The following is a 23,910-nucleotide window of genomic DNA, read 5'->3' as shown; positions in this document are numbered from 1 at the left end:
AAACTATTATGTGCTCTAAGGTTATTTGAGCACATATCTATCAGAGCATCTCTAATTCGTGCGGTGTTTCCAATTTGGAATGTGGGTTTTCCACATCATCATGAAGATACGTTCTATTGTATAAGTATACGGAATGTGTTCGAAAGGAAACCTAAACTAAATTTATCAAAGTGAGATGGCAATGAACTCTATCAACGTACTTATTCTAGATAACCAACCAATTGTTCGAAACGCGTTAGTATCGATGCTGGATAACATGGCGATTCAATGCCAGATTGTTCAGTCTGATTCGACGAAAGACGCATATCGTGCCCTTCGAGAGAAAAACATCGACATGATCATTCTGGATGTTGATTTGAACGATGGCAATGGATTGGATTTTATTCAGCGAGTTAGAAAAGGCGGCTTTACTGGTAGAGTCTTGTTTGTTTCCTCCAACAATCATCCTTTGTATAGTCATACCGCTAAAAATGTAGGTGCGAATGGCTATATATTAAAAACAGAGGATGCATCGCTCATCAATGATGCAATTTTAGCAACATATCGTGGCTACTCTGTATTTAAACAGTGTTTAATATCAATGAGTGACATCCCTGAATTGTCTGAACGTGAATCAGTGGTATTCAACTATTTGTCTAAAGGCTATTCAAATAAGAAAATATCTGAGTTATTGTCTTTGAGTTCAAAAACAATTAGCACATATAAATCAAGAATCTTAGAAAAATACAATGCCAACTCTATAATAGAAATCATTGAACTTCAAAGGGCTTAATTAATAAAATAGTCAGCCCTGGCGCCTGTCTGTGACAAAATCTCAAGTTTCTAAAGTTTAGGGGCTTGAGATTTTTTCTTTTTAGAATGAATATCTCAAATTTATATTATTAATACTATGGTTTTTTTATTTTTGTTAATGACATTGCAATTTTATTTTTGTGAGAAAGATCTTATATTCTTGTAGGTTTGAATCTAATAATTAAGGTATTTGGCTTGGCTCTACGGTTATAGGTGATGGATAAGTATATCTTTATCTTGTGCAAATGAATTGCAAAGATATATCTGTAGTTTGTTTTTTGTGTGGCATTTTAAATATAAGAAGGTGTACCGTGAAACAATATTATAAAACCGTTCTCATAACTTCTGTAGTTTCGATTAGTGGCTGTGATTTTGGTGATGTGTTTGAATTCGATGAGGATGATATTGCGCAAAGAATCAGTACCATTATTTCTGAAGAGTATGAGGAAAATTTAGAAAGTTCTACAGCGGTAAGTGCATCAACGTCGGCGATGAAGTATTCGAGGAAGCAGTCTTCTGGTTCCGTTATATGTGGTGATGTGCTTGATGATAGAAGCCTTAGTTCAGCCGTCGGTGATTGCTTAAAGTTGCGAGAAATAGCATTAACTGGTGGAGGTGTTCAGTGGTTCACTAGCTCACCTTCAAAGCAGTTAATGGATGCATGGAGTTACTCTGCATCGGATGAGTCAAACAACAAGAATAATACATACGCATTTATATTTGATGATTATTTCAATTCACAATATGAGCAATTTGCTGCATTTAGAATGGATGGCGAAGGAGTTGAACAAGGGAAACGTTGGTGCCAAAACTTGAATAAAGTGCGTTTTGCAGGACAAGAAAATTGGCGAATACCTTCAACTTCAGAGTTGAAAGTTTTGTATTCCAAGTCAAGCGATTTATTTTCAAACTTTGGCTGGCCGACTGGCCTAGTTTATTGGACGTCAGATTCTGGAGGTTATTATCTAAATTCTTTCTGTTTAGAAAGTGGCGTCGTTGATGAGTTTTCGTATGAGGAAGATAGCTATTACGTTTCATGTGTAACTGAACCTATTTTCTAAGCGAGGTTTATATGAATTTACAGTGGTTATATAACATTAAGGTTGGAAATAAGTTAATAGTGGCATTTGTTATTCTTATTTCTTTGATGGCTATTTCTACATTCGTTTCGCTACAAGGTGTGAGTGAAATTAATGAAGAAGTCGAACACTCAGATCACTTAAACGAGATAGTAAAGGAAATTAAAGACGCTAGGGTTTTAGAAAGGGATTTAAAAATTAGAGCAGATGAAACATATGTAGAAGAAATTAATGGGATATTATCTTCTATACGAGATCTGGTCACGATTGTACAAGGGGCAGGTCTTTATGATGATGACGCGTTGTTAGCGATTCTTCAGGATGTGGATGAATACAGCGAAGCCTTGAATGGCTACGCTGATGAAATTCAATTGCTTATCCGTTTACGTGAGGATATGCGTAAGTCCGCGAGACTTACGGAAGGCGCGTTAACTGCGGTCTGGAAGTCCGAAAATGCTAACTTACAAAACTTAATCAATGAGCAACGTACGACTGGTATTTACACTGTCGTCGAAAGAGCGGATGAAGCCAATCGGTTGATTAAACAAATGTTAGAAGCGAGACAGGCTGAGAAAAACTTTGTTATTTCGGGTAACTTCAGCTACGCAGATGAAGTCAATGGCATCATTGAATCAATGCGTAAAGTGATCAGTGATTCATTTTCGTATAGAAGTGGTGACCTCGATTTAACGACTCAATATATCACTCAGTATGAGACTGAATTTAATGAGTATGTGGCCACTGTTAAGCGTAATGATACAACCGAAAAAGTGTTACTGGAAAATGCAGAACAAGTGACAAGTTCTGCCGAAAATATCAGGGAAATAGCGAAAAAGTTATTGGTAGAAAGTGGTCAAGACGTGATCTTGTTCAACTCAGTGCTTGCTACAATCGCTTTGGTGTTTGGGTGCTCTATTGCTTTTATCATGACTCGTTTAATTGTTCCTCCTTTGCGTACTGCTGTTGATACCATGCATGACATTGCAAACGGCAACTTAAACGTTAAGGTAGAGACGACAAGGAAGGATGAACTCGGCCAACTGATTGTTGCAATGGGTACGATGTCTGACCGACTGAAAGAGATGATTGGAGAAATCAGCGATAACATTGTTGTCATTGCTAGTTCATCTGAAGAGCTTTCTGCTTTAACTGATCAAACTTCCCAAGGTGTTTCTAATCAAAAGTTAGACATTGAGCAAGTTGCAACTGCAATGACACAAATGAGTGCTTCAGCACAGGAAGTCGCTATTAAAGCGGAGCTCACTTTAGAATCCGCCAACCTAGCGAGTTCTGAGGCATATAAGGGCAATGAACTTGTTAACGCCACCGTAGAAGGTATGACAGACTTGGCGCAGTCGATCGATCATTCCGAACAAGTTATTCAAAGAGTGAAAGATGGAAGTGAGAGTATTGTCTCTATTTTGGATGTGATAAAAAACATATCAGAACAGACGAACTTACTTGCGTTAAACGCTGCAATTGAAGCCGCTAGGGCTGGCGAACATGGTCGTGGCTTTGCGGTTGTTGCAGACGAAGTTCGCTCCCTTGCTCAAAAGACGCAGTCATCCACTGTAGAAATTGAACGTATGATCGAACGCCTTAAGTCTGATACAGAAGACGCGGTGGGAACAATGTTGGAAAGTAAGGAGAAGGTTGATGTGATGGTCGATAAGACTCAGGATGTCAAAGGTGCCTTGAACTCTATTACTGACGAAGTAGGTAACATTACGGAAATGAATGCCCAAGTTGCTCAGGCGGTTAAGGAACAAGGTAATGTAGCGGAAGAAGTCAGTACAAGGGCGAACACGATCCAAGATATTGCTGATCAGACTGCAGAGTCGTCATTTCAAACCTTAGATGCGAGTAAAGAGTTAGCCAGAGTTGGAGAAAACCTTCGTGTCCTCAGTAGTGCGTTTAACCGGAATTAGCACAGAGTAATAAAATACAAAGTTAAAGTAATTAGGTAATGGAAGCGTAAATCGCCATGGATGGCGTTAGATAGTTTGATGGAACTTTGACCATTTAAAAGTTAGGCCATTGCAATCAGCGCGTTAGTCGATAAGATGGTTTTATCTCATTTCGAGATAACGTAACGCAGGAAGCGTTATGAGCCCCAAAGGAATGTCTTTTACATTAGGACACCTAAATGCTTTTCAAAATTACTTCTCCAATCTTGGAGCCAACGGAAGGGTCACCACACGCCGTGACTTCGGCTCATCGTAACCTCTCTACTTCTATTACCTCCTCTCAGTACCCAAACTCGGCTTTTCTACAGCCACGTTCATTTTCTCGATTTTATTTCTCGTATTGATTCCATCTAGAACAAATACGTTTGTGCTTTCGCACGTCTAAATTATTTTAAATATTACGGTTTTAAAGAAAATGAACACAAAATTATTGGGTAGCTCCCTTATTATTTCGGGCACCGCTCTAGGTGCTGGTATGCTTGCAATTCCTATGGTTCTGGCTCAGTTTGGCTTGATGTATGGCACGTTATTAATGCTGTTGATCTGGTTTGGAACCACATACTCCGCTCTGTTATTACTAGAAGCTACAATCAAATCAGGCGGCGGTTTAGGTCTGAACTCAATTGCAAGAAAAACGTTAGGGAAGGGTGGTCAACTACTGACGAACGGTTTGTTGTACGCACTGCTTATTTGCTTACTGATGGCTTACATCTTAGGGGCTGCGGATCTATTGATTCAAGCGGCAAGTGCTGTTGGTATCACAATCACCTTTACGCAAAGCCAGGTGCTCTTTACTTTGGTATCTGGTGCTGTTGTTGCATGTGGTACTGGGGTGATTGATAAGCTAAATAGACTACTGTTCTTTGTTATGCTTGTTAGCTTGCTGATGACGCTGACAGTGCTTCTTCCTACCTTCTCGTTAGAAAACCTTGGGCAAGTTGGCAACCATGACCATGTTGGTCTAATTAAAACCAGTGCAGTTTTGTTCACAAGTTTTGGATTTATGGTCGTGATCCCGAGCCTTGTGTCATACAACACAGAAGCAAGTGATAAACAGCTTCGCAATATGGTAATCATTGGTTCGATTATTCCATTGGTGTGTTACTTGTGCTGGTTATTTGCGGTGGTCGGTAATCTACCTGCGGATAAACTGACGCAGTTCTCAAGCGTCTCTGAGTTGATGTCTGGCTTTGAGCATGACGCTCCGTGGGTCAGCGCTTTCTTATCTTTGTTCACGGGTCTAGCGCTGTTAACGTCTTTCTTTGGTGTGGCTATGTCTCTATTTGACCAAAACAAAGATATGTTTAAGCAAAACCGCTTAGTGACGTATGTTCTGACCTTTGTGCTGCCGCTGGTGGGGGCTATTTTAGCTGCAGACCAATTCTTGTCGGTGCTGGCTTACGCAGGCATTATTCTGGTATTTCTTGCGGTATTTGTGCCACTGGCGATGGTGTATAAGGTTCGTCTAGCGAATACGTTAGCAGAGCGCTACGCTGCAGAAGGCGGCAATGTAATGATGATGTTTGGTTTGGCTTTTGGTGGGTTCTTGCTCGCTTCTCAAGTTATCTAAATTGATACTTATACAGCCTTCGCTCAAGAAGGCTGTATTTTGTCCATCTGACCATTCATTGTTGGTCATGCTCTAACGGGTAGTAATATCCTTGGTGAATATGCGCTCCAAGAGTTGTAAGTAAATGGGCACAATCTGCAGTTTCAACACCCTCTACAATCACTGTGCAGTGATGAGTGTGACCAATCGCTATTAATTGGCGTAGTGTCTCAACTTTCTTGTCATCTTCCTTCAAACCCATAACAAATAATCTGTCGATTTTTAGATAATTTGGCGCTACGTGGCCAATAAGCTCGACATTGTTATTGCCCGTGCCAAAGTCATCAATACTCACTTTGCACCCTAGTTTTTTGAGCTGGGTGATGTTATCGAAGATAGCCTGATTGTAATTCATTGAGGCGTTTTCGGTCAGTTCGATAGTGAGCATTGAACAATCTAGCTTACTAAATTGGCTATACAGCTGCGTGAAGTTACGGCCTTCTAGTAACGAAGGACAGATGTTAATACTCAGAGGGGCCAATAACGATGAGCTTTTACCGTAGAGGAGTTTAATGATGAGTAACGTATGATTGATTAGCAAACCATTGGCAATCAGGGTTTCAATAAATTGTGCTGTATTCTTTACCTTGAAGCGGGAGAGTACCTCATAGTGGATATTTTGATTATTGGAAGTGTTATGGATCGGTTCTAATTTAAGGTTAAAGCTTCTAATCGCCCATAAATAGGAAACAAACGCTCGGAGCGGCTTATGACGCATAAAAACCAGCAACAGCAACGTCATAACTAGGACGTTGGTGAGTGGTTTAGATACATAATAGATTGCTTGGTACTCTTCACTGTCACCCTCACGCAGTAGTAACTGACCGTGAGTATCCCCAATCTCAAGCGCTTCCCCCATGTTAGTACATACTTTCATCCCAGAAAGAAATAAACGAGACATATGATTTTCGACACTGTTTTGAACGTTTATATCTTTGACTCTGACTAACACCTGAGCCCCACCGTGATTAAAGGAATGGTAGGTGTAGTTTAAGTTCTCAAGCCAATCCCCTCTATCTGTGACATTGACTGGTTCAACGGTTTCTGGAGTAACTAGACAGCGCACATTGTGTTTATCGGTCATGAGCGCTGATTCAACTAACTGGGCTTCGTCAAATAGACCACGCAGTAACTTCTCTTGCTCGAAACAACTATATTGCGAGAGTTCTTCGGCAAACACGATTGCCCCTTCAAAATAGTTTTGACGAACGATAGAGCTGATAGTGTAAAGGCAGACAAAAAGGTATAGCACTATAGTCAATATGGTGAAAAATAAGAGGTTTACGTAAAGCGCGCGGTTATTTAGACAGATGCTAAGCGCAGTTACTACGCTATGAGATGCTTGCTTGGTTATACGTTCGCGTTGAAGTAACCCATCTTTCTGCACATGCTGGTTATCAAATGGAACGAAGTAGCCCTTGCGATTGACATTTTCTATCAATGATTTGTTTGTTTCGATTTTACCGGCAGTTAATTGGCGAAACTTTTTTCTTAATGAGGCAACTGTATTCTTAAAACCATTTTCAGGCAGTTTTATTTGGTATTGCGAGGATAACTTTTTTTCGATATTTCTCTGACTTATAGGTGTATTAATGCTGCCGAATGCAGCGATAGTGCTTAGGACAAAATACTCAATTTGATTAATCGCAATTGAGGACTCTATGGATTCGTTGAGCTTAAGAGAAAGGCTTTTTTCAGATAAGCAAACGCAGACTTGGTTTCCAAGTTCAAACCTAAACATGTGTTAAACGCTCCAGAATTAAGGTGTAACATAAGGTATCAATATAGTTACAGAGCGTATGCGATATTCGAGCGACATATCTTGATTATTTGGATAAATTATAAAAATCACATTTATTTACAAATAACCATTTTCGCCTTGTGGAAATTGGGCGAGTAGAAAAACAAAAAGCCCGAGCATTGCTCGGGCTTTTTTAATACGACAATCTTTAGCAGATAACTTTAACTGCTAGACCACCTTGAGACGTTTCGCGGTATTTTGCGTTCATGTCTTTACCTGTCTCTAGCATAGTTTCTATAACTTTATCTAGTGACACAGTAGGAGCAGAAGAACGACGTAGAGCCATACGAGTTGAGTTGATAGCTTTAACTGCAGCAATACCATTACGTTCGATACATGGAACTTGTACTTGACCTGCAACTGGGTCACAGGTTAGACCTAGGTTGTGCTCCATCGCGATTTCAGCAGCCATACATACTTGCTCAGGGCTACCACCCATAAGCTCAGCAAGACCAGCCGCGGCCATAGAACACGCTACACCAACTTCACCCTGACAGCCTACCTCTGCACCAGAGATAGAAGCGTTACGCTTGTACAGACCACCGATTGCACCTGACGCTGCAAAGTAACGGATGTAGTCTTTTTCAGTCACGGTTTGAATGAACTTATCGTAGTACGCAAGAACCGCAGGAATAATGCCACAAGCACCGTTCGTTGGTGCAGTAACCACACGACCACCTGCTGCGTTCTCTTCGTTAACCGCAAACGCAAACATGTTTACCCAGTCAACAACAGACATAGGATCGTTTGTTGTCTTCTCTGAAGTAAGCAATTGCTGGCGAAGTGCTGCTGCACGGCGAGGCACGCGTAGAGGCCCAGGAAGAATACCTTCAGTATTCATACCTCGGTCCATACATTCACGCATCGTCTTCCAGATGTTCGCAAAGTAAGTGCGAGATTCTTCGTCAGAGTGCAGCGCCGCCTGGTTTTTCATAACTAGCGTGCTGATAGAAAGGCCGTTCTCTTTACATTGGTTCACTAGCTCTTCAGCCGTTGTGAATTCGTAAGGAGATTTGATTGGATTTTCTTCTTCTTTGCCGAAGTGTTCTTCATCAACGATGAAGCCACCGCCGATTGAGTAATAGGTTTTTGAGTATTCTTTTTCGTCGCCGATCCAAGCGTGGATCTGCATACCATTTTCGTGCAACTCAAGGTTAGTAGTATGGAAGTTCATACCACCATCTTTTGGAAACGATACTGTGTGACAGTGCATGCCAACAGGAAGGCGTTCTGTTTCTTCTACACGAGCGATGAAGCCCGGAATAGAGTCGATATCTACTTTCTCAGGGGTATTGCCAGCAAGACCCATGATGATAGCGATATCAGTGTGGTGACCTTTCCCTGTCAGTGATAGTGATCCATATACGTCAACGGTAATTTTAGTGATGTCGCGCAATTTTCCCATTGAACGTAAATCATCAATAAATTCTTTACCCGCTTTCATTGGGCCAACAGTGTGTGAGCTTGAAGGACCAACGCCGATCTTATAGATGTCAAAAACACTAATCATATCGATTACCTCAGAAGTAAGCCTCCCAAGGGGATAGGGAGGCTTATTATTATCGTTATATTCTTGGTTTAATCAGACTTTATAAAAGTGACTAGATTAAAGAGCGCCGTAGATTACAGAAGTAATTGCCGCAATACCACAAAGAGCTGTGAAAATCTGTACAGGTGCTGAAGTTTTGTACTTAGCCATTGCTGGAACTTTCTGCATTGCGAACACAGGCATTAGGAATAGAATAGCTGCAATCATTGGCGCACCCATTGTTTCAATCATACCTAGGATGCTTGGGTTAACAATCGCTACAATCCAAGTTGTGATAACGATGAAGATTAGAGACGCTTTTTCAATCTTGCTTACAGAAGTGTTAGAGCGAGACTTCACAAGACCAACTAGACCTTCATGAGCACCTAGGAAGTGACCAAAGTAGCTTGAAGTGATTGCTGCGAAAGCAACTAGAGGACCCATGTAAGAGATCAGTGGAGATTCGTGAACGTTCGCTAGGTAAGAAAGAACAGAGATGTTTTGCTCTTTAGCCATTGCTAGCTGCTCTGGAGACAATGAAAGCACTACAGAGAATACGAAGAACATTACGAAGCCCATTAGCATCATTGCTGCGCCACCAGTGATAGCGTCAGTTTTCTTAACTGCGTTGTCACCGTGTACACGACGTTGCTCTTTAGAGAACTGAGAGATTACTGGGCTGTGGTTGAATGAGAATACGATGATTGGAATTGCTAGCCAAACAACAGAAGGCATAGAAGACCAGTCTGGTGCAACAGACATCATTGAACCGTTCCAATCAGGAATTAGGTAGAATGATAGCGCTAGTAGGATTGCAACTAGTGGGTAAACCAATGCAGATGTCGCTTTTAGCATTAGTTCTTTACCAAATACAACACCCGCAGTCATAGCAGCGATTAGCGCGCCAGATAGTAGCCAGCGTGGGATAGATTCCATGCCCATTTGGTTAACTAGGAAAGAGTCAACTGTGTTTGTAATACCTACGCCGTAGATTAGAACGATTGGGTAGATAGCGAAGAAGTATGCAAAAGTGATGATGTTTGCGCCAGTCTTACCGAAGTGCTCTTCTACAGTGTCAGTAATATCCGCATCTGGGTTTTTCGCAGACAGTACAAAACGCGCTAGAGATTTATGTGCAAACCAAGTCATTGGAGCAGCAATTAGAGCAAGGATAACTAATGGCCAGAAACCGCCAGCACCCGCTTTAATTGGAAGGAAAAGTACGCCAGCACCTACAGCAGTACCGAATAGTGATAGACACCAAGTGAAGTCTTTGTAAGTAAACTTACTAGACGATTGTGCGGACGTAGCCGCAGAAGTTGTAGTATTCATTTTGTGATACTCATTTTTGGGAACAGGAAATAAGTCAGGTGCAATTTTGCATAAATTTCTCACTTCAAAACTAGATCTAAATCATGAATTGATGCGAGTTATAATATGATATGTCAAAAAGGCGTTTTTGGTCACGAAAATGATGTGCTACTAGTGATTTATGCTAATCCTTGATATTAGTTTATCTAATGTGTGGTTAAAAAAGTTTCGATGGTGTTTTAAGTAATCGTTTGCCTTATTGATAAACAATTTAGCTAATGTGAACGGGATTTGTACAATGTGTAATTTTATTAACATTGATGCATAATATGTTTCTGCATTGCGTCGATGATTTGCGCTGTCATACCCCAAATAAAGTGTTGTTTGTATGACAACCCAAACACACGATGTGAAAAATTATTAATCTGAAATTTCTGACTATGTAATTTTTGCTTATCAAGAACAATGTCAGCGGGTACTTCAAATATCTCATCGACCTCATTTTTATCAATCACGGTTTTGTAATCTGAAGCGATAAAGGCCAAAAACGGTGTCACTGTGAACTTACTGACGGTCACTAGTTCCGGCATTTGACCAAAAATGGTGATCTTCTCTTTTTGTATCCCTACCTCTTCATATGTTTCCCTCAGCGCAGTTTCAGACAGATCAAAGTCCGTCGGTTCAAATTTTCCACCGGGAAAGCTGACTTGGCCTGGATGGTGTTTCAGGTGACGTGCTCGCTTGGTAAAAATGACATGTAGACCGTGCGGCCGTTCGACAAAACCGATAAGTACAGATGCTTTACGCAGGTTGCTCTGATTCAAATGTGAGACTCGTTTAAGCGCTTCTTGATGATAGTCCACAGTCTGATGTAGCTGAAAACGTTGAATGAGATGGTTTTTATTTAGCTCTGACAACACGTTAGCTCCTGTTTCTATTTGTAAAAGTTCAGAATATGGCCCATGCTTTGTAGTGATTTTAGTTAACGCAAGGATGGCGCTACCTATGAAAGGGATTATCTTTACCGAGTTCATGGACCTAGTTGAGCAAAAGTTCGGTCTAGAAGTGCTCGACAGTTTGCTTGAAAATACTGGTGATTCTGGTGTTTATACCGCTGTCGGTAGTTATGATCACCGTAATCTAGTGAAACTTATCGTTCAGCTAAGCAAACATTCTGGAATATCCCCTGAAGAGTTACAGCGCGTGTTCGGCCAATCTGTTTTTAATAATCTTTATAACACCTTACCTGATAATAATAGTCTACAAGCGTGTAAAACGTCGTTTCAATTTATTAAGTTAGTCGAAGATTACATCCATATTGAAGTAAAGAAACTCTATCCAGAAGCCAATCCACCTTCTTTTGATTTCGTCTCTGAATCTGAGACAGAAATGATCTTCGATTATGTTAGCGCCCGTTGTATGTCTCATGTTTGTTTAGGTCTACTAGAGGGGTGTGCTGAGTTTTTTGATGAAAAGCTATCTACATCTATGAATACTGTTTCCTCGGACGGAAGCAAAGTGCGTTTTACCGTTAATTTAGTAGGGTAAACTAGATGGCAAATGATTCAGCCCTTGAACGCAAGTTAGCAAGAGAAATCGCTGCGAGAAAGGAAGCGGAGACACTGCTTGAGCGCAAAAGCTTAGAGCTGTATGAAGCCAATCAGCATTTAGAGTTGGTATTAAGCCAACTTAAGCGCCAGAACCATCAAGACCTGAATAAACTCGAGTTCGAGCAGCAGATAAATGAAGCGTTGATACACTTTGGCCGAGCCTTTCTCAGTCGAACTCTTGATGATGGACTTATATCAAGTTTAATCGAACGATTAGAATCTTCTTCTGCGCTTGAAAAGGCCCACCTATTAATTGAGGAAAAACTGCTTTCGAGTGTTATAGGTTCTGAATTTGGCAGCAATATGGGCTCAGACCTTTCTAGCGTAAAGCCTTACGCAACATGGAGAGAAAATGTTTTAGAACTGCCGATAGAAGTAGAGCATAAAGTTGTCGGTGTTTTGGCGGTGTTGGTTAATGAGGAAGGGATCAGTCGAGATTTTGTAGAGAGCCAAGTGCTGTTAGTGGGAGAACTACTTTGTAGTGCATTAAGCCGACAAATCATAGTAAAAAACCACCAAGATGCTCGAGCAAGAGCCGAAGAGTCAGAGCGCTCAACGAAAGAGTTTGTTGCGATGATAAATCATGAGCTCCGAACTCCCTTAAATGGATTACTCGGTAGTGCTGAGTTACTCGATAGCACTCAGCTTGATGAAGAACAGCGAACACTGCTGACCAACCTAACGCATTCTGGCGACCTTCTGCGCCATATTATCAACGATATTTTAGATTTCAGTAAGATGAACGCTGGAATGATGGAGTTGATTCCTTCGCAATTCCAATGGTCTGATTTACGTGATATGGTTAATGGGATCTTCGAACCCAAAGCTAGAGAAAAAGGATTGGAGTTTTCAATTGAAGAATACGGTCATCTTCCAGCGGGTTTTATTGGGGATTTTGAGCGCCTAGGGCAAATCCTTGTGAACTTAGTGGGCAACGCGGTGAAATTTACCGTTGAAGGTTGTGTGTTGGTGACCACAACGTGGGAGAACGACAGTCTTCTCGTATCAGTAAGTGATACTGGAGTTGGGATTACGAAAGAGGCTCAAAAAGAGCTCTTTACGCCATTTGTCCAAGCTGATAGAACCGCCAAACGTCATTTTGAAGGAACGGGGCTAGGCTTAGCTATTTGTAAAAACTTAATCGAGCTGATGTCTGGAACTATTTCGCTTAAAAGTGAGGTAGGCAAGGGTAGTCGCTTCGATATAATGATTCCCTTAAAAGTTGTGTCGAAAGTCGAGTTAAACAGCCCTAATAAAGAGAACGAAGTTAGATATAAGCCGGTAGAGGAACTATCGATTTTGGTCGTTGATGATATACGAATGAATCAGGTCATCATTAACCAGATGCTTAAGAAAATGTCGATTTCACCAGATATCGCGAACAACGGTATCGAAGCGATAAAATCGATCGCGGACAATAGCTATGATTTAGTTTTTATGGATTGTCGTATGCCTGAGATGGATGGATTTGAGGCGACAGCTTATCTTCGAGAACAAGAATATCGATTGCCTATCATTGCGTTAACCGCAGGTACAACGTTAGAAGAAAGAGAAAAATGTATTGAGTGTGGGATGGACGATATCTTGACGAAACCCTACACAGCGAAAGATCTCCGTTTAATGCTAGAAAAATGGGCCTGACCATATAAGCAAGCCCTTTGCATCTATATTAATGTCCTACGCAGAAAGTACCGGTAAAATACGGCTAAGCTTATCGAGTGTTTCTTGATATTCTGCATCACATTGGCTGTCGGCGACTAAGCCACCACCTGCCCAGACATGCATTGACCCTTGTTCAGCTACAAGCGTGCGAATCGTAATGCTAGTGTCCATTCTTCCATGTCGGCTGATATAGCCAATGCTTCCACAATATGCATTGCGGCGGTGTGGTTCCAATTCTTCAATGATTTCCATTGCGCGGATTTTGGGTGCGCCAGTAATCGATCCTCCAGGAAAAGAAGCGCACAATAAATCGGCTGGAGAATAACCTGTATCAAGTTTCGCTCTAATGGTACTCACCAAGTGGTGCACGGCTGGGAAGCTTTCAATATCAAATAGCTTGGGTACATGAACAGTACCTGGTTTGGCAACACGACCGACATCATTCCGCAGCAAGTCCACGATCATTAGGTTCTCTGCCTGATCTTTCTCTGCATTCGCTAAATCGTACGCAGCTTGTTGATCAAGTATCTTATCTTCACTACGCGGGCGAGTACCTTTTATCGGTTTCGTTTCTATTTCACGATCTTTAACTTGTAAGAAACGCTCTGGAGAGACACTCAAAATTGCGCCTTTATCGGTGCGAATAAATGCAGAAAAAGGACCTTGGTTTACATTTTCTAATTTTTGGTATGCTTGCCACTCGCTACCTTGATACCGAGCTTTAAAGCGCTGAGCCAAATTAATTTGGTAGCAGTCACCACTACGCAAATATTCTTGCACTTGTGAAAATTTGTCACTGTAGCTCTGCTTTGTCATGTTGGATTGCCATTCACTGGTGAGTGAAAACGCAGTGGAATCCATTGGTTTTTGCTCTAATAACCAAGCCCAGTTGGATTCGACTTGTTCACCGACAACAAACGCCTGTTTTTCCTTATGGTCAACAATCATCGCCCAATTATAAATGCCGACTGCCATATCTGGAGTTTGTAAGTCGCGCTGAGCCAGATCTGGCATGCGTTCTACGCGTCGCCCTAAGTCATAAGAGAAGTAACCTAACGCTCCACCAACAAAGGGTAGGTCACCATCGTAATCTAGGTCTGGTAAGCACTCAGATTGAACTTGCTTGATTAAGTCGAAAGGATTGCCTTTTGATACTGATGCTTCGTTTGGTGTGACCAAATGGCTTTCTTCTCCAACCGTGGTAATCGTAGCGATAGGTTGTGCGACCAAAATGTCAAAACGGCTGTCGATATGAGTATCAGACGGCGAACGCAATAACATTGCCCAAGGTAATGATTCAATGTTAGCAAAGTGTTGAACCGCAAGGTCTGGCTGATAACAGATCGGTTTGATTTCTAAGCAATTTGGCGTGATGTTATTCATTTGTTTAATTTGTGACAAAGAGATCGTTGATTACGTGGCGTGTTGAGGAAAGCAAGAGTATCATAATGCTATCAAAGGTCGCTACATCAGTGTTTTGCAATTATAACAACCGATAAGCAAACGATTGTGTACGGCTGCAAAAAGGAAGCATAAATATAACGAGGCATGCAATGACCGTAATTCGCCAGCAGGATGTGATCAGCAGTGTTGCTGATGCGCTTCAATACATTTCTTACTACCACCCATTAGACTTTGTTCAAGCCCTAGAGAAAGCCTATCACCGTGAAGAGAGCCAAGCTGCAAAAGATGCGATTGCTCAAATCTTAATTAACTCTCGTATGTCAGCAGAAGGACACCGTCCGATCTGTCAAGATACGGGTATTGTGACGTGTTTTGTCAATGTGGGTATGGGAGTTCAGTGGGACTCTACGGAACTGACCGTTCAACAAATGGTTGATGAGGGTGTTCGCCAAGCTTATACCAACCCGGACAATCCTCTTCGAGCTTCTGTCCTAATGGATCCTGCTGGTAAGCGTATTAACACTAAAGATAATACTCCAGCGGTTGTGCACATTAATATGGTGCCGGGCGATAAAGTCGAAATTCAAATCGCTGCAAAAGGCGGCGGTAGTGAAAACAAAACCAAAATGGTGATGCTAAACCCCTCTGATGATGTAGCAGAGTGGGTTGAAAAAACGCTACCTACGATGGGTGCTGGTTGGTGTCCACCAGGCATGCTGGGTATAGGTATCGGTGGTACTGCGGAAAAAGCAGCAGTACTTGCAAAAGAATCTCTAATGGAACATATCGATATTCAAGAGCTTATCGATCGTGGTCCAGAAAATGCTGAAGAAGAGCTTCGTTTAGACATCTTCAATCGCGTAAATAAACTAGGTATTGGTGCGCAAGGCTTAGGCGGTTTAACAACTGTTGTTGATGTGAAGATCAAAACAGCGCCAACACACGCGGCTTCTAAGCCAGTTTGTCTAATTCCAAACTGTGCAGCAACACGTCACGTACATTTCACCCTCGATGGCACAGGTCCAGCGGACTTAACACCACCTAAGCTAGAAGAGTGGCCAGATATCACATGGGAAGCAGGTGCGAATACACGCCGTGTAAACCTAGATGAAGTAACGCAAGCTGATGTTGAACAGTGGAAGACGGGTGAAACCGTTCTGCTTTCAGGTAAGATTCTTACCGGTCGTGACGCAGCGCATAAGCGTATTCAAACCATGCTTCAGAATGGTGAAGGCCTTCCTGAAGGTGTCGACTTCAAAGGTAAGTTTATTTACTACGTTGGCCCTGTTGACGCAGTTGGAGATGAAGCGGTTGGTCCGGCAGGCCCGACGACATCGACACGTATGGATAAGTTTACTGACATGATGTTAGACGAAACTGGCATTATGGGTATGATTGGTAAAGCGGAACGTGGTCCTGCAACGGTAGAATCGATCAAAAAGCACAAAGCAGTTTACCTAATGGCGGTCGGCGGTGCGGCTTACCTAGTTGCTAAAGCGATTAAGAAAGCACGTGTTGTTGCATTTGAAGACCTAGGTATGGAAGCAATCTACGAGTTTGAAGTCGAAGATATGCCGGTTACTGTCGCGGTTGATTCAACAGGCGCTAACGCTCACCAAATCGGTCCAGACACTTGGAAAGTGAAAATCCAAGAGATGGAAGCGTAATCTTTAAATAGTTTGTAAAACTTGTGAGAAATCGCTGATTTAATTGATGAATATTTGACAAAGGTGGAGCCCAAGCTGCACCTTTTGTTTATATAATCATATATTCGTAAAACTATACGTCAGGAGTGGCAATGCCTCGTTTTATTCAAATCCTACAGCTTATCATTGCAGTGGTAGTAGGTGCCTTCGTCGGTTACGACCTTATTCTTCATGGCATCAGTATCTTTGATGAGAAATACGTCACTATTACCTGTGTGCTGGTTGGTCTACTAGAAATCGCACTGTTTGTTATCTATAAATTGATAGAAGACGATTAGCGATTATTCGCTCTAATTTCTGCTAAGCCTCTGATTTTATCGGAGGCTTTTTTGTTCATATAAGATTAATATTAACTTCGTTAAGCTGATATCGAATTGAATGAAAAGAGATCGTGAATGAAGCAAATTACTCAAGAAGTAAATGATTTAATTAGCCGCAGTATGGATTCTCATGTGCGCATTGCTGTGACTGGGCTTTCTAGAGCAGGTAAGACTGCATTTATTAGCTCCTTAGTAAACCAGCTACTTCATACTTCTACTCATGAGAATTTACCCCTTTTCGTCGCTTCAAGAGAGAAGCGTTTGGTGGGGGCAAAGCGTGAACCTCAAACGAACATGATGGTTCCACGATTTGCGTATGACGAAGCGATGGAGCATGTACATTCTACTCCGCCAAAATGGCCTGAGCCAACCAAAGATGTCAGCGAAATACGCCTAGCACTAAAATATAAACCAAAGAAAAAAACCAAAAAGTTGTTTGGGAGCACGTCAACGGTACATATCGATATTATTGATTATCCCGGTGAATGGTTACTTGACCTTCCTCTTCTTGATATGGACTTTGAGCAATGGTCGCAAAGTCAATTTGAAGCTCTTAAAGGGAAGCGTAAAGAATTGGCACAGCCTTGGTTAGATAAGCTTGAGGACCTCGACTTATCCCTGCCCTTAAATGAAAAGGTCTTAGCTGATGTCGCGCAAAGCTACACAGATTTTCTGTATGAGTGTAAACGCGAAGGGCTACATTGGGTTCAGCCCGGTCGCTTTGTGTTGCCTGGTGAGTTGGAAGGTGCGCCAGTACTACAATTTTTCCCATGCCAAATAAAGGCAGGCGAAAAAGTGGCGAAAGAGTCGAATTTGGCAATGCTAAAGGCGCGTTATCATGAGTATCAGCAGAAAGTAGTCAAAGCATTCTATAAGCACCACTTCTCGACGTTTGATCGACAAATCGTGCTGGTGGATTGCCTTCAACCACTGAATGCTGGATATGAGTCGTTTCATGATATGCGACATGCATTAGAGCAAATTATGCATAGTTTTCGATATGGCCGCAGCAATCTATTAAAGCGATTGTTTGCGCCAAGAATCGACAAAATATTATTTGCAGCGACTAAAGCGGATCACGTGACGCCTGAGCAGCACACCAATTTGGTTTCGTTGCTTCAGCAAATGGTTCACCCCGCTTGGCAAACTGCCTCCTATGAAAACATTGAGATGAGCTGTATGACCATAGCGTCAATGCAAGCGACCCAAACTGGCTTTATTAGTAAAGGCGATGAGTCTTATCCAGCATTGCAGGGAACAACAATGGATGAACTGCCGTTGACCGTATTCCCTGGAGAAGTACCAAAGAAACTGCCAGCACAAGATTACTGGCAAGACCAAGGGTTTGAATTTACGGGGTTTAGACCAAAGGAAGGTTCACAAGATGACCCTGTACCACATATTCGTATGGATAAAGCGTTAGAGTATTTGATTGGAGACAAGCTGAAATGACAGAAAGAGACACAACGACGTTGAAGCAAAAACAGGTCTTCAATGAATCATTTGATTCTCCAAATGAAGCAGAGCAACCAGAACTCACCGCACAAATGCAGTTCGCAGAACCGGAAAAGTTTATTCCTGTTAGTGTAGAAATTGATGACGAAACAGCGCTAGAAGAGAATCTAACTCAGGTAATTCGCCCCAAAACAGGTTCTAAATGGCTAGCCACAGGGCTTATTACTGCATTTTCTGGCCTTGTCGGTTGGCAAGCGATAGACAGTGTTGTGACTGCAGTACAAACCGCGGACTGGTTATCTCTAGGCTGGGCGGGTTTTATAGCTACACTGTCACTCATGGGTATTGGTGCGATTGGAAAGGAGTTGTTTAAACTTCGCAGGCTGCGCAATCACTTTAGCGTCCAAGAACAAAGTGAATCACTTATTCATTCTGATAGTGTTGGTAAAGGAAAGGCATTTTGTGAATCCATTGCCAAAGAGTCGGGTATCAAACGTGAATCTCCGAGCTACGATCGCTGGTTAAACAGTATCAATACGTCGCACAGCGATGCTGAGATACTGGATATGTATGACTCTATGGTGATCGCTGAACAAGATAAAGCCGCAACTAAGGTCGTCTCTCAGCATGCAACTGAGTCAGCGGCACTGGTGGCAATCAGCCCATTGGCGGTAGCTGACATGCTATTGGTGGCTTGGCGAAACTTTAAAATGATTGATAGTTTAGCGGATATCTATGGTGTTGAGCTGGGCTACTGGTCGAGACTGAAGTTGTTTAAAGCTACATTGATAAACATGGCCGCTGCGGGTGCGAGTGAGTTAGCTGTAGATGCGAGTATGGATCTTATGTCGATGGACCTTGCTGGAAAAGTATCAGCACGAGCAGGGCAGGGGTTAGGCGTTGGTATTCTAACTGCAAGACTTGGACTGAAAGCGATGTCGCTACTTCGTCCTATTCCTTGGTATAAAGATCGTCAAGTAAAACTAGGTGCAATCCGCAAGCAGATTGTAGAAAAAGTCGCCGCAATAACAATCAAATAGCGCGAATGTGAAGCAAGTAATATCAGTTTGCTTGACGAGGATCTAGGCTTAAGAGAAACTACTGTCAACTTTTCGTGACACCTAAGTTAGGGACTCATTTGTGCGCTTAGAAGTTTTCTGTGAAGACAGACTTGGTCTGACTCGTGAACTGCTCGATATTCTTGCTTCAAAGAACATTGATCTCCGTGGTATCGAAATTGATATCACAGGGATTATTTACCTCAATTGTCCGGATATCGACTTTGATACCTTTAGTGAGCTTATGGCTGAAATTCGCCGTATCACAGGGGTTAAAGATGTTCGGAAAATTCAATTCATGCCTATTGAGCGTCACAACAATGAGCTCATATCGCTTCTAAACAACCTTCCTGAACCAGTATTAGCTATTGACCTCAAAGGTCATGTTGATATGGCAAACCATGCTGCACTTTCACTGTTTGCAAGTGAAGAGAGCGAGATGATCGGCCACCAAATCACCACGCTATTACCTAGTTTCAATTTCGCCAAATGGGCGGAAGGCAACATCACTCGTCAGCGTGAAGAGATTGTGATTCGTGGGTTAGACTACATGATGGAAATCATGCCGGTCTATATTACCAATGAAGCGAAAGAGTCGGTGTTAGCAAGCACGGTGATGATCATTCGCTCGGTTCAAGAGAAGCCTCTATTTGATGATTCACTCCCTCTGCACAATAACTTAGGTTTTGAACATTTCGTTGGTGCTTCTAACCGTCATAAGGCATTAATGAGCCAAGCGAAAAAACTGTCCATGCTCGATCAGCCATTATTGATTCAAGGTGAGACCGGAACGGGCAAAGAGATGTTAGCCCGTGCATGTCACAATCGCTCTCACCGTGCAGCGAATCCTTTCCTAGTGCTGAGTTGTGCGTCGATGCCTGATGACGTTGCGGAAACAGAACTGTTTGGTCATGCGCCAGGTTCGTTTAACCACGAGCAGGGGCATAAAGGCATTTTCGAGCAAGCAAATGGTGGCACGGTTTTCTTAGATGAAATCGGCGAAATGAGCCCACACCTGCAAATTAAACTGCTGCGTTTGCTCCAAGATGGTCGTTTCCGTCGTGTGGGTGAAGAAGATGAATTTCACGTTGATGTACGCGTTATCGCATCGACTCGTCACCACTTGGCGGACCTTGCCGAGTCGGGTTCATTCCGTGAAGATTTGTTCTATCGCCTAAATGTTCTGACATTACAAATCCCGCCATTGCGTGAACGCTCGAATGATATCACCCCATTGCTTGAGCTGTTTATCTCTAAGTATGTCTCGCAACTTGGGATCGCTAAGCCAAGAATCGCTGATAGTTTGGTTGATCAATTGGTGAGCTACCAATGGCCGGGCAATATGCGTCAGCTAGAGAATATGGTTCTGCGCGCTTTGACTGAGCTCGAAAGTGATGAATTAACGGCAGATCTCTTCCACCTTCCTCAACTTGATACACCGAGCACTAATGGTCCAGTGTTGAGTCTTGATGGTTCTTTAGATGAGATCATGAAAGAGTATGAATCACAGGTACTTGATCGCTTGTATCAGTCTTTCCCTTCAAGCCGTAAGCTCGCTAAGCGACTAAACGTTTCGCACACTTCGGTAGCGAATAAACTCAGAGAATATGGAATTCGTAAAAACTAAATGGAAAGAGTCAGTACACCCACTCAGGTTTATGAAGTAGAAGGGGATATTGTCATCCGTACCGCAGAGCCAACGGATGGGAAGTTAATCTCAAACTACTTCAAAACCAATCGTGCCCACCTAAAAGAGTGGGAGCCGAAGCGAGAAGATGCTTTCTATACCGAATCAGGTTGGACTCAGCGCTTAGTCAAACTAAACGAACTGCATCGAATGGGACTTGGCTACTACATTCTCATTTTGCATAGAGAAAGCAAAGAGATGTTGGGCACGGTCTCATTCAGCAACTTATCTCGATTCCCGTTTCATGCCTGTAACCTCGGTTATTCGTTAGCGGACAGTGCGCAAGGTCGTGGGGTGATGACGCGGGCGGTTAAGCTAGCGGTAAGCTATATGTTTGAAATCCAAAATATGCACAGAATTATGGCAAGCTACATGCCACGTAATAAGCGAAGTGAACAAGTACTTGAGCGTGTAGGGTTTCAAAAAGAAGGGTTTGCTGAAAAGTATCTATTGATCAATGGACAATGGGAAGATCACAACCTCACGTCATTGGTTAACCCAAACTGGGAGGATGTCTAACGTGGAGAGGCTCGAAAAACAACTTACGTTATTAATGGAGCTGGATCGTCTTAAAGCAGTGCTGCGACGTACTCGGGTTAAGAGTGCGGAGAAGAGACTAGAAAACAGTGCAGAGCACAGCTGGCATGTCGCCCTTATGGCCATTCTTATGGAAGAACATGCCAATGACCCTGTTGATATTACACGTGTTGTGAAAATGCTCCTTCTTCACGATATTGTTGAAATTGATGCGGGCGACACATTCGTTTATGACACCGCGGCATCAGCGGAACAAGAAGAGAAAGAGCTAAAAGCAGCACACCGTCTTTTTGGAATGCTCCCACAAGATCAAGGTAATGAGCTACTAGAGCTATGGCTAGAATTTGAGTCGGCGAGCAGTGCTGATGCAAAATTTGCCAAAGCACTCGATCGTATTATCCCTATGTTGCTGAATTTCCATAACCAAGGCCAAAGTTGGCAAGAGCATGGTGTTTCGAGAGAGCAAGCGTTAAGTGTGAATCAAAAAATTCAGTTTGGCTCACAAGTGCTGTGGGATAAAGCACAACAGATTATTGAAGAAGCCACCAACAATGGCTGGCTAAAAGCATAAGGCTTTAAGAGGTTAATAAATGTCGTATTTAACTTTGGATGAATACCAAAGAAAATGGATTTTCACTCATCAATCTATGCCAGTCCCAGAGGCTGACTTAGATGCGATTAAGCCAATGACACAAGCAAGAGCATCACAGTTGTGGCAAGAAAATATCAGTGCGCAAAGCCCTGATGCTGATCGTTTCAGTTCGTCGGACTGGCCAATGAAAGAGTCTAACTGGAAAGAAACAGTAGATTGGATGGCAGCTTGGGAAGATGATGATGCGGGAATGCCGGAAGAAATTCTTTCATTTATTGATTGGCAAGATGACGTAACGGTATATTTCTGTTACGAAAAATATAATGTCATTGAAACAAAATGGGCAACATTCAAGAAGCATTGGAAGAACTTCCTGTTTTACGATGATGGCCCAATCCTAATTGGACGCCGTCGAAAAGAAGCCCTTTGGTTTGATAGCAAAGGAAATGTGAAGCTAGGAATCAGAAATTAATATAAAGCGGCCAAATGGCTGCTTTTCAATTTTTAAATAGTGAGCTATTTCGGCTCTTTTCTACCATTATACATCGGCGCTTAGATTGCATAACTCTTCACTCACTGAAGATCAACTTAAGTTCAGATTAAAGATCATTTTTGATCCTCTAATCCACTGAAGTATAAGGGATGTGATTGCAATAAATATTGGGAATAACCTCAAATTTTGAGCGATTTATTTGCATATAAATTATGATTTGTTATCATTTTTAAGAATGGTTACATCCAATGAGCAGTTTTAAGCAATCAATTTGTCTTAGGGAAGAGCAGTGAACTTAAATATATCTCAATTACGTTCGGACTTTTATGCACACATTAGTGCTTTTCAGGCTTATGCTCTGCCTCAGACAAAGCCTTCGCTTTCACTATTAAGCGATGAAGAGCTTCGAGAGTTAGAAACGTTGTGGATTGAATTGTCTGTTTGGAAAAAACAGCAAGACTAGCCGTTCACATCTAGACCAAATCTTAAGCCTCACAAATTCTTAGTGGGGTTTTTTATTGCCCTAAGCTAGAAATGTTATATTATAACAATTTCTAACTAGCCGTTGAATTCTAGTGTAAGAATCCCCATAGTTAGTTCCAAGGTGGAAGATTTTGATAAATTCCACACTAGATAAGAAAACATAGAGATTCAAGTGAGTAAAAATATGGCGGAAGTAAGAGCCAGAGTAGACTTCAAAGTAGGTGCAAAAAGTAACATCGATGCGGAGTTACTCTCTTTTCACGGACTGAAAACAGAAAAAGAACACGTCGCAGTAATATTTAAGAAAGCCGATATAAATCAAGAAGCACCGCTTGTTCGAATGCATTCTGAGTGTCTAACAGGTGACGTATTTCATTCATCCCGTTGTGATTGCGGCGAGCAGCTTGATGAAACGATCAACCGTATGGGTGAATCGGGTGGGATCATCTTATATTTAAGACAAGAAGGCCGAGGCATTGGCTTGTACAACAAAATTGATGCCTACAAGCTTCAAAGCGAAGGTATGAATACCTACGAAGCAAATAATCATTTAGGTTTTGGTGATGATCTGCGTGACTTTACTGAGGCGGCTGAAATGCTTAAAGCATTGGGTGCTGAACGTATTCGCTTAGTGACTAATAACCCAAAAAAGATTAACGATCTTAAAGAGTATGGAATACAGATCGAGGAAGTTGTCAATACGTCTGCACACGTTAAAGATGGCAACGAAGGCTATTTGAAAGCAAAAGTTTCGCACGGAAAGCACAGCCTCGATATCTAACACCTTGAAAAGTCTATGTTGATAAAAGCCTCACT

At 42.1% G+C, this 23,910-nt stretch carries 21 protein-coding genes; 16 read left to right on the top strand and 5 right to left on the bottom strand.

The genetic code is table 11. The features are described from left to right. Positions 1–181: 181 nt before the first annotated feature. From AAFX28_RS18030 to AAFX28_RS18015, 4 genes are all read left to right on the top strand, one after another. Positions 182–772, top strand: coding sequence for a response regulator (locus AAFX28_RS18030; RefSeq protein WP_408689710.1), 591 nt, complete (start codon positions 182–184; stop codon positions 770–772). A 331-nt stretch (positions 773–1,103) separates the two neighbouring features. Beyond that, positions 1,104–1,853 carry a hypothetical protein gene (locus AAFX28_RS18025; protein WP_408689708.1) on the top strand — a complete coding sequence of 250 codons (750 nt, stop codon included), beginning with the start codon at positions 1,104–1,106 and terminating at the stop codon, positions 1,851–1,853. Positions 1,854–1,912: 59 nt separating this feature from the next. After that, positions 1,913–3,799: a methyl-accepting chemotaxis protein gene (locus tag AAFX28_RS18020; RefSeq protein ID WP_408689706.1), complete on the top strand. Its 1,887-nt coding sequence runs from the start codon at positions 1,913–1,915 to the stop codon at positions 3,797–3,799. Positions 3,800–4,253: 454 nt separating this feature from the next. Continuing rightward, on the top strand, positions 4,254–5,408 hold the full coding sequence (locus tag AAFX28_RS18015) for an amino acid permease (RefSeq protein ID WP_408689704.1): 1,155 nt from the start codon (positions 4,254–4,256) through the stop codon (positions 5,406–5,408). 55 nt (positions 5,409–5,463) lie between these two features. Here the strand turns inward: AAFX28_RS18015 and AAFX28_RS18010 are convergent, their stop codons facing one another. From AAFX28_RS18010 to AAFX28_RS17995, 4 genes are all read right to left on the bottom strand, one after another. Continuing rightward, positions 5,464–7,188 (bottom strand): EAL domain-containing protein, encoded by a 1,725-nt coding sequence (locus tag AAFX28_RS18010; protein ID WP_408689702.1) that lies wholly within the window; start codon positions 7,186–7,188, stop codon positions 5,464–5,466. 208 nt (positions 7,189–7,396) lie between these two features. Then, positions 7,397–8,758, bottom strand: a complete 1,362-nt coding sequence (locus AAFX28_RS18005) for an L-serine ammonia-lyase (RefSeq protein WP_053438100.1) — start codon at positions 8,756–8,758, stop codon at positions 7,397–7,399. A gap of 96 nt (positions 8,759–8,854) precedes the next feature. After that, positions 8,855–10,108: an aromatic amino acid transport family protein gene (locus AAFX28_RS18000; RefSeq protein WP_408689700.1), complete on the bottom strand. Its 1,254-nt coding sequence runs from the start codon at positions 10,106–10,108 to the stop codon at positions 8,855–8,857. Between the two features lie 290 nt (positions 10,109–10,398). Next, positions 10,399–11,007, bottom strand: a complete 609-nt coding sequence (locus AAFX28_RS17995; RefSeq protein WP_408689698.1) for a CoA pyrophosphatase — start codon at positions 11,005–11,007, stop codon at positions 10,399–10,401. An 85-nt stretch (positions 11,008–11,092) separates the two neighbouring features. Here AAFX28_RS17995 and AAFX28_RS17990 point away from each other — a divergent pair, with 85 nt between their 5' ends. Together AAFX28_RS17990 and AAFX28_RS17985 are read left to right on the top strand one after the other, a co-directional pair. Continuing rightward, complete coding sequence (locus AAFX28_RS17990; protein WP_408689696.1) at positions 11,093–11,635, top strand: heme NO-binding domain-containing protein; 543 nt, start codon at positions 11,093–11,095, stop codon at positions 11,633–11,635. A 5-nt stretch (positions 11,636–11,640) separates the two neighbouring features. Continuing rightward, positions 11,641–13,338: an ATP-binding protein gene (locus AAFX28_RS17985; RefSeq protein WP_408689694.1), complete on the top strand. Its 1,698-nt coding sequence runs from the start codon at positions 11,641–11,643 to the stop codon at positions 13,336–13,338. A gap of 36 nt (positions 13,339–13,374) precedes the next feature. On the opposite strand, the gene pabB is transcribed toward AAFX28_RS17985, so the two are convergent. Beyond that, a complete protein-coding gene (gene pabB, locus AAFX28_RS17980; protein WP_408689693.1) occupies positions 13,375–14,742 on the bottom strand; it encodes an aminodeoxychorismate synthase component 1 in 1,368 nt (455 codons plus the stop codon). Positions 14,743–14,912: 170 nt separating this feature from the next. Here pabB and AAFX28_RS17975 point away from each other — a divergent pair, with 170 nt between their 5' ends. The 10 genes from AAFX28_RS17975 to ribA all read left to right on the top strand — a co-directional run bounded on the left by AAFX28_RS17975 (position 14,913) and on the right by ribA (position 23,875). Next, positions 14,913–16,430 (top strand): fumarate hydratase, encoded by a 1,518-nt coding sequence (locus tag AAFX28_RS17975; RefSeq protein ID WP_408689691.1) that lies wholly within the window; start codon positions 14,913–14,915, stop codon positions 16,428–16,430. 131 nt (positions 16,431–16,561) lie between these two features. Further along, positions 16,562–16,747, top strand: coding sequence for a hypothetical protein (locus AAFX28_RS17970; protein WP_408689690.1), 186 nt, complete (start codon positions 16,562–16,564; stop codon positions 16,745–16,747). Between the two features lie 117 nt (positions 16,748–16,864). Further along, entirely contained in the window at positions 16,865–18,241 is a 1,377-nt protein-coding gene (locus AAFX28_RS17965) for a YcjX family protein (protein WP_408689689.1), read from the top strand. Beyond that, positions 18,238–19,284 (top strand): YcjF family protein, encoded by a 1,047-nt coding sequence (locus AAFX28_RS17960; RefSeq protein WP_408689688.1) that lies wholly within the window; start codon positions 18,238–18,240, stop codon positions 19,282–19,284. The genes AAFX28_RS17965 and AAFX28_RS17960 overlap by 4 nt, the downstream gene beginning before the upstream one ends. Before the next feature lie 100 nt (positions 19,285–19,384). Then, complete coding sequence (gene tyrR / locus AAFX28_RS17955) at positions 19,385–20,929, top strand: transcriptional regulator TyrR (protein ID WP_408689687.1); 1,545 nt, start codon at positions 19,385–19,387, stop codon at positions 20,927–20,929. Further along, the gene (gene rimJ / locus AAFX28_RS17950) at positions 20,930–21,508 is read left to right on the top strand and encodes a ribosomal protein S5-alanine N-acetyltransferase (RefSeq protein WP_408689686.1); all 579 of its coding nucleotides are present in this window, start codon (positions 20,930–20,932) and stop codon (positions 21,506–21,508) included. A gap of 1 nt (position 21,509) precedes the next feature. Continuing rightward, positions 21,510–22,097 carry an HD domain-containing protein gene (locus tag AAFX28_RS17945; protein ID WP_408689685.1) on the top strand — a complete coding sequence of 196 codons (588 nt, stop codon included), beginning with the start codon at positions 21,510–21,512 and terminating at the stop codon, positions 22,095–22,097. Between the two features lie 19 nt (positions 22,098–22,116). Beyond that, entirely contained in the window at positions 22,117–22,590 is a 474-nt protein-coding gene (locus AAFX28_RS17940) for a DUF2947 domain-containing protein (RefSeq protein WP_408689684.1), read from the top strand. A gap of 310 nt (positions 22,591–22,900) precedes the next feature. Further along, complete coding sequence (locus AAFX28_RS17935) at positions 22,901–23,074, top strand: hypothetical protein (protein WP_408689683.1); 174 nt, start codon at positions 22,901–22,903, stop codon at positions 23,072–23,074. Between the two features lie 204 nt (positions 23,075–23,278). Further along, a complete protein-coding gene (gene ribA / locus AAFX28_RS17930; RefSeq protein ID WP_408690897.1) occupies positions 23,279–23,875 on the top strand; it encodes a GTP cyclohydrolase II in 597 nt (198 codons plus the stop codon). The last annotated feature ends 35 nt before the right edge of the window (positions 23,876–23,910 follow it).

Origin of the sequence: Vibrio sp. TBV020 (assembly GCF_046056895.1) — a bacterium.
GTDB lineage: Bacteria > Pseudomonadota > Gammaproteobacteria > Enterobacterales > Vibrionaceae > Vibrio.
The sequence above is the reverse complement of the archived record's forward strand: the minus strand, read 5'-3'. Positions and strand labels throughout refer to the sequence as shown.

Coding starts and splice junctions, on each gene's coding strand:
- AAFX28_RS18030 (WP_408689710.1), top strand. CDS start 182: ATGAACTCTATCAACGTACTTATTCTAGATAACCAACCAATTGTTCGA.
- AAFX28_RS18015 (WP_408689704.1), top strand. CDS start 4,254: ATGAACACAAAATTATTGGGTAGCTCCCTTATTATTTCGGGCACCGCT.
- AAFX28_RS18010 (WP_408689702.1), bottom strand. CDS start 7,188: ATGTTTAGGTTTGAACTTGGAAACCAAGTCTGCGTTTGCTTATCTGAA.
- AAFX28_RS18005 (WP_053438100.1), bottom strand. CDS start 8,758: ATGATTAGTGTTTTTGACATCTATAAGATCGGCGTTGGTCCTTCAAGC.
- AAFX28_RS18000 (WP_408689700.1), bottom strand. CDS start 10,108: ATGAATACTACAACTTCTGCGGCTACGTCCGCACAATCGTCTAGTAAG.
- AAFX28_RS17990 (WP_408689696.1), top strand. CDS start 11,093: ATGAAAGGGATTATCTTTACCGAGTTCATGGACCTAGTTGAGCAAAAG.
- AAFX28_RS17985 (WP_408689694.1), top strand. CDS start 11,641: ATGGCAAATGATTCAGCCCTTGAACGCAAGTTAGCAAGAGAAATCGCT.
- pabB (WP_408689693.1), bottom strand. CDS start 14,742: ATGAATAACATCACGCCAAATTGCTTAGAAATCAAACCGATCTGTTAT.
- AAFX28_RS17975 (WP_408689691.1), top strand. CDS start 14,913: ATGACCGTAATTCGCCAGCAGGATGTGATCAGCAGTGTTGCTGATGCG.
- AAFX28_RS17970 (WP_408689690.1), top strand. CDS start 16,562: ATGCCTCGTTTTATTCAAATCCTACAGCTTATCATTGCAGTGGTAGTA.
- AAFX28_RS17965 (WP_408689689.1), top strand. CDS start 16,865: ATGAAGCAAATTACTCAAGAAGTAAATGATTTAATTAGCCGCAGTATG.
- AAFX28_RS17960 (WP_408689688.1), top strand. CDS start 18,238: ATGACAGAAAGAGACACAACGACGTTGAAGCAAAAACAGGTCTTCAAT.
- rimJ (WP_408689686.1), top strand. CDS start 20,930: ATGGAAAGAGTCAGTACACCCACTCAGGTTTATGAAGTAGAAGGGGAT.
- AAFX28_RS17940 (WP_408689684.1), top strand. CDS start 22,117: ATGTCGTATTTAACTTTGGATGAATACCAAAGAAAATGGATTTTCACT.
- ribA (WP_408690897.1), top strand. CDS start 23,279: ATGGCGGAAGTAAGAGCCAGAGTAGACTTCAAAGTAGGTGCAAAAAGT.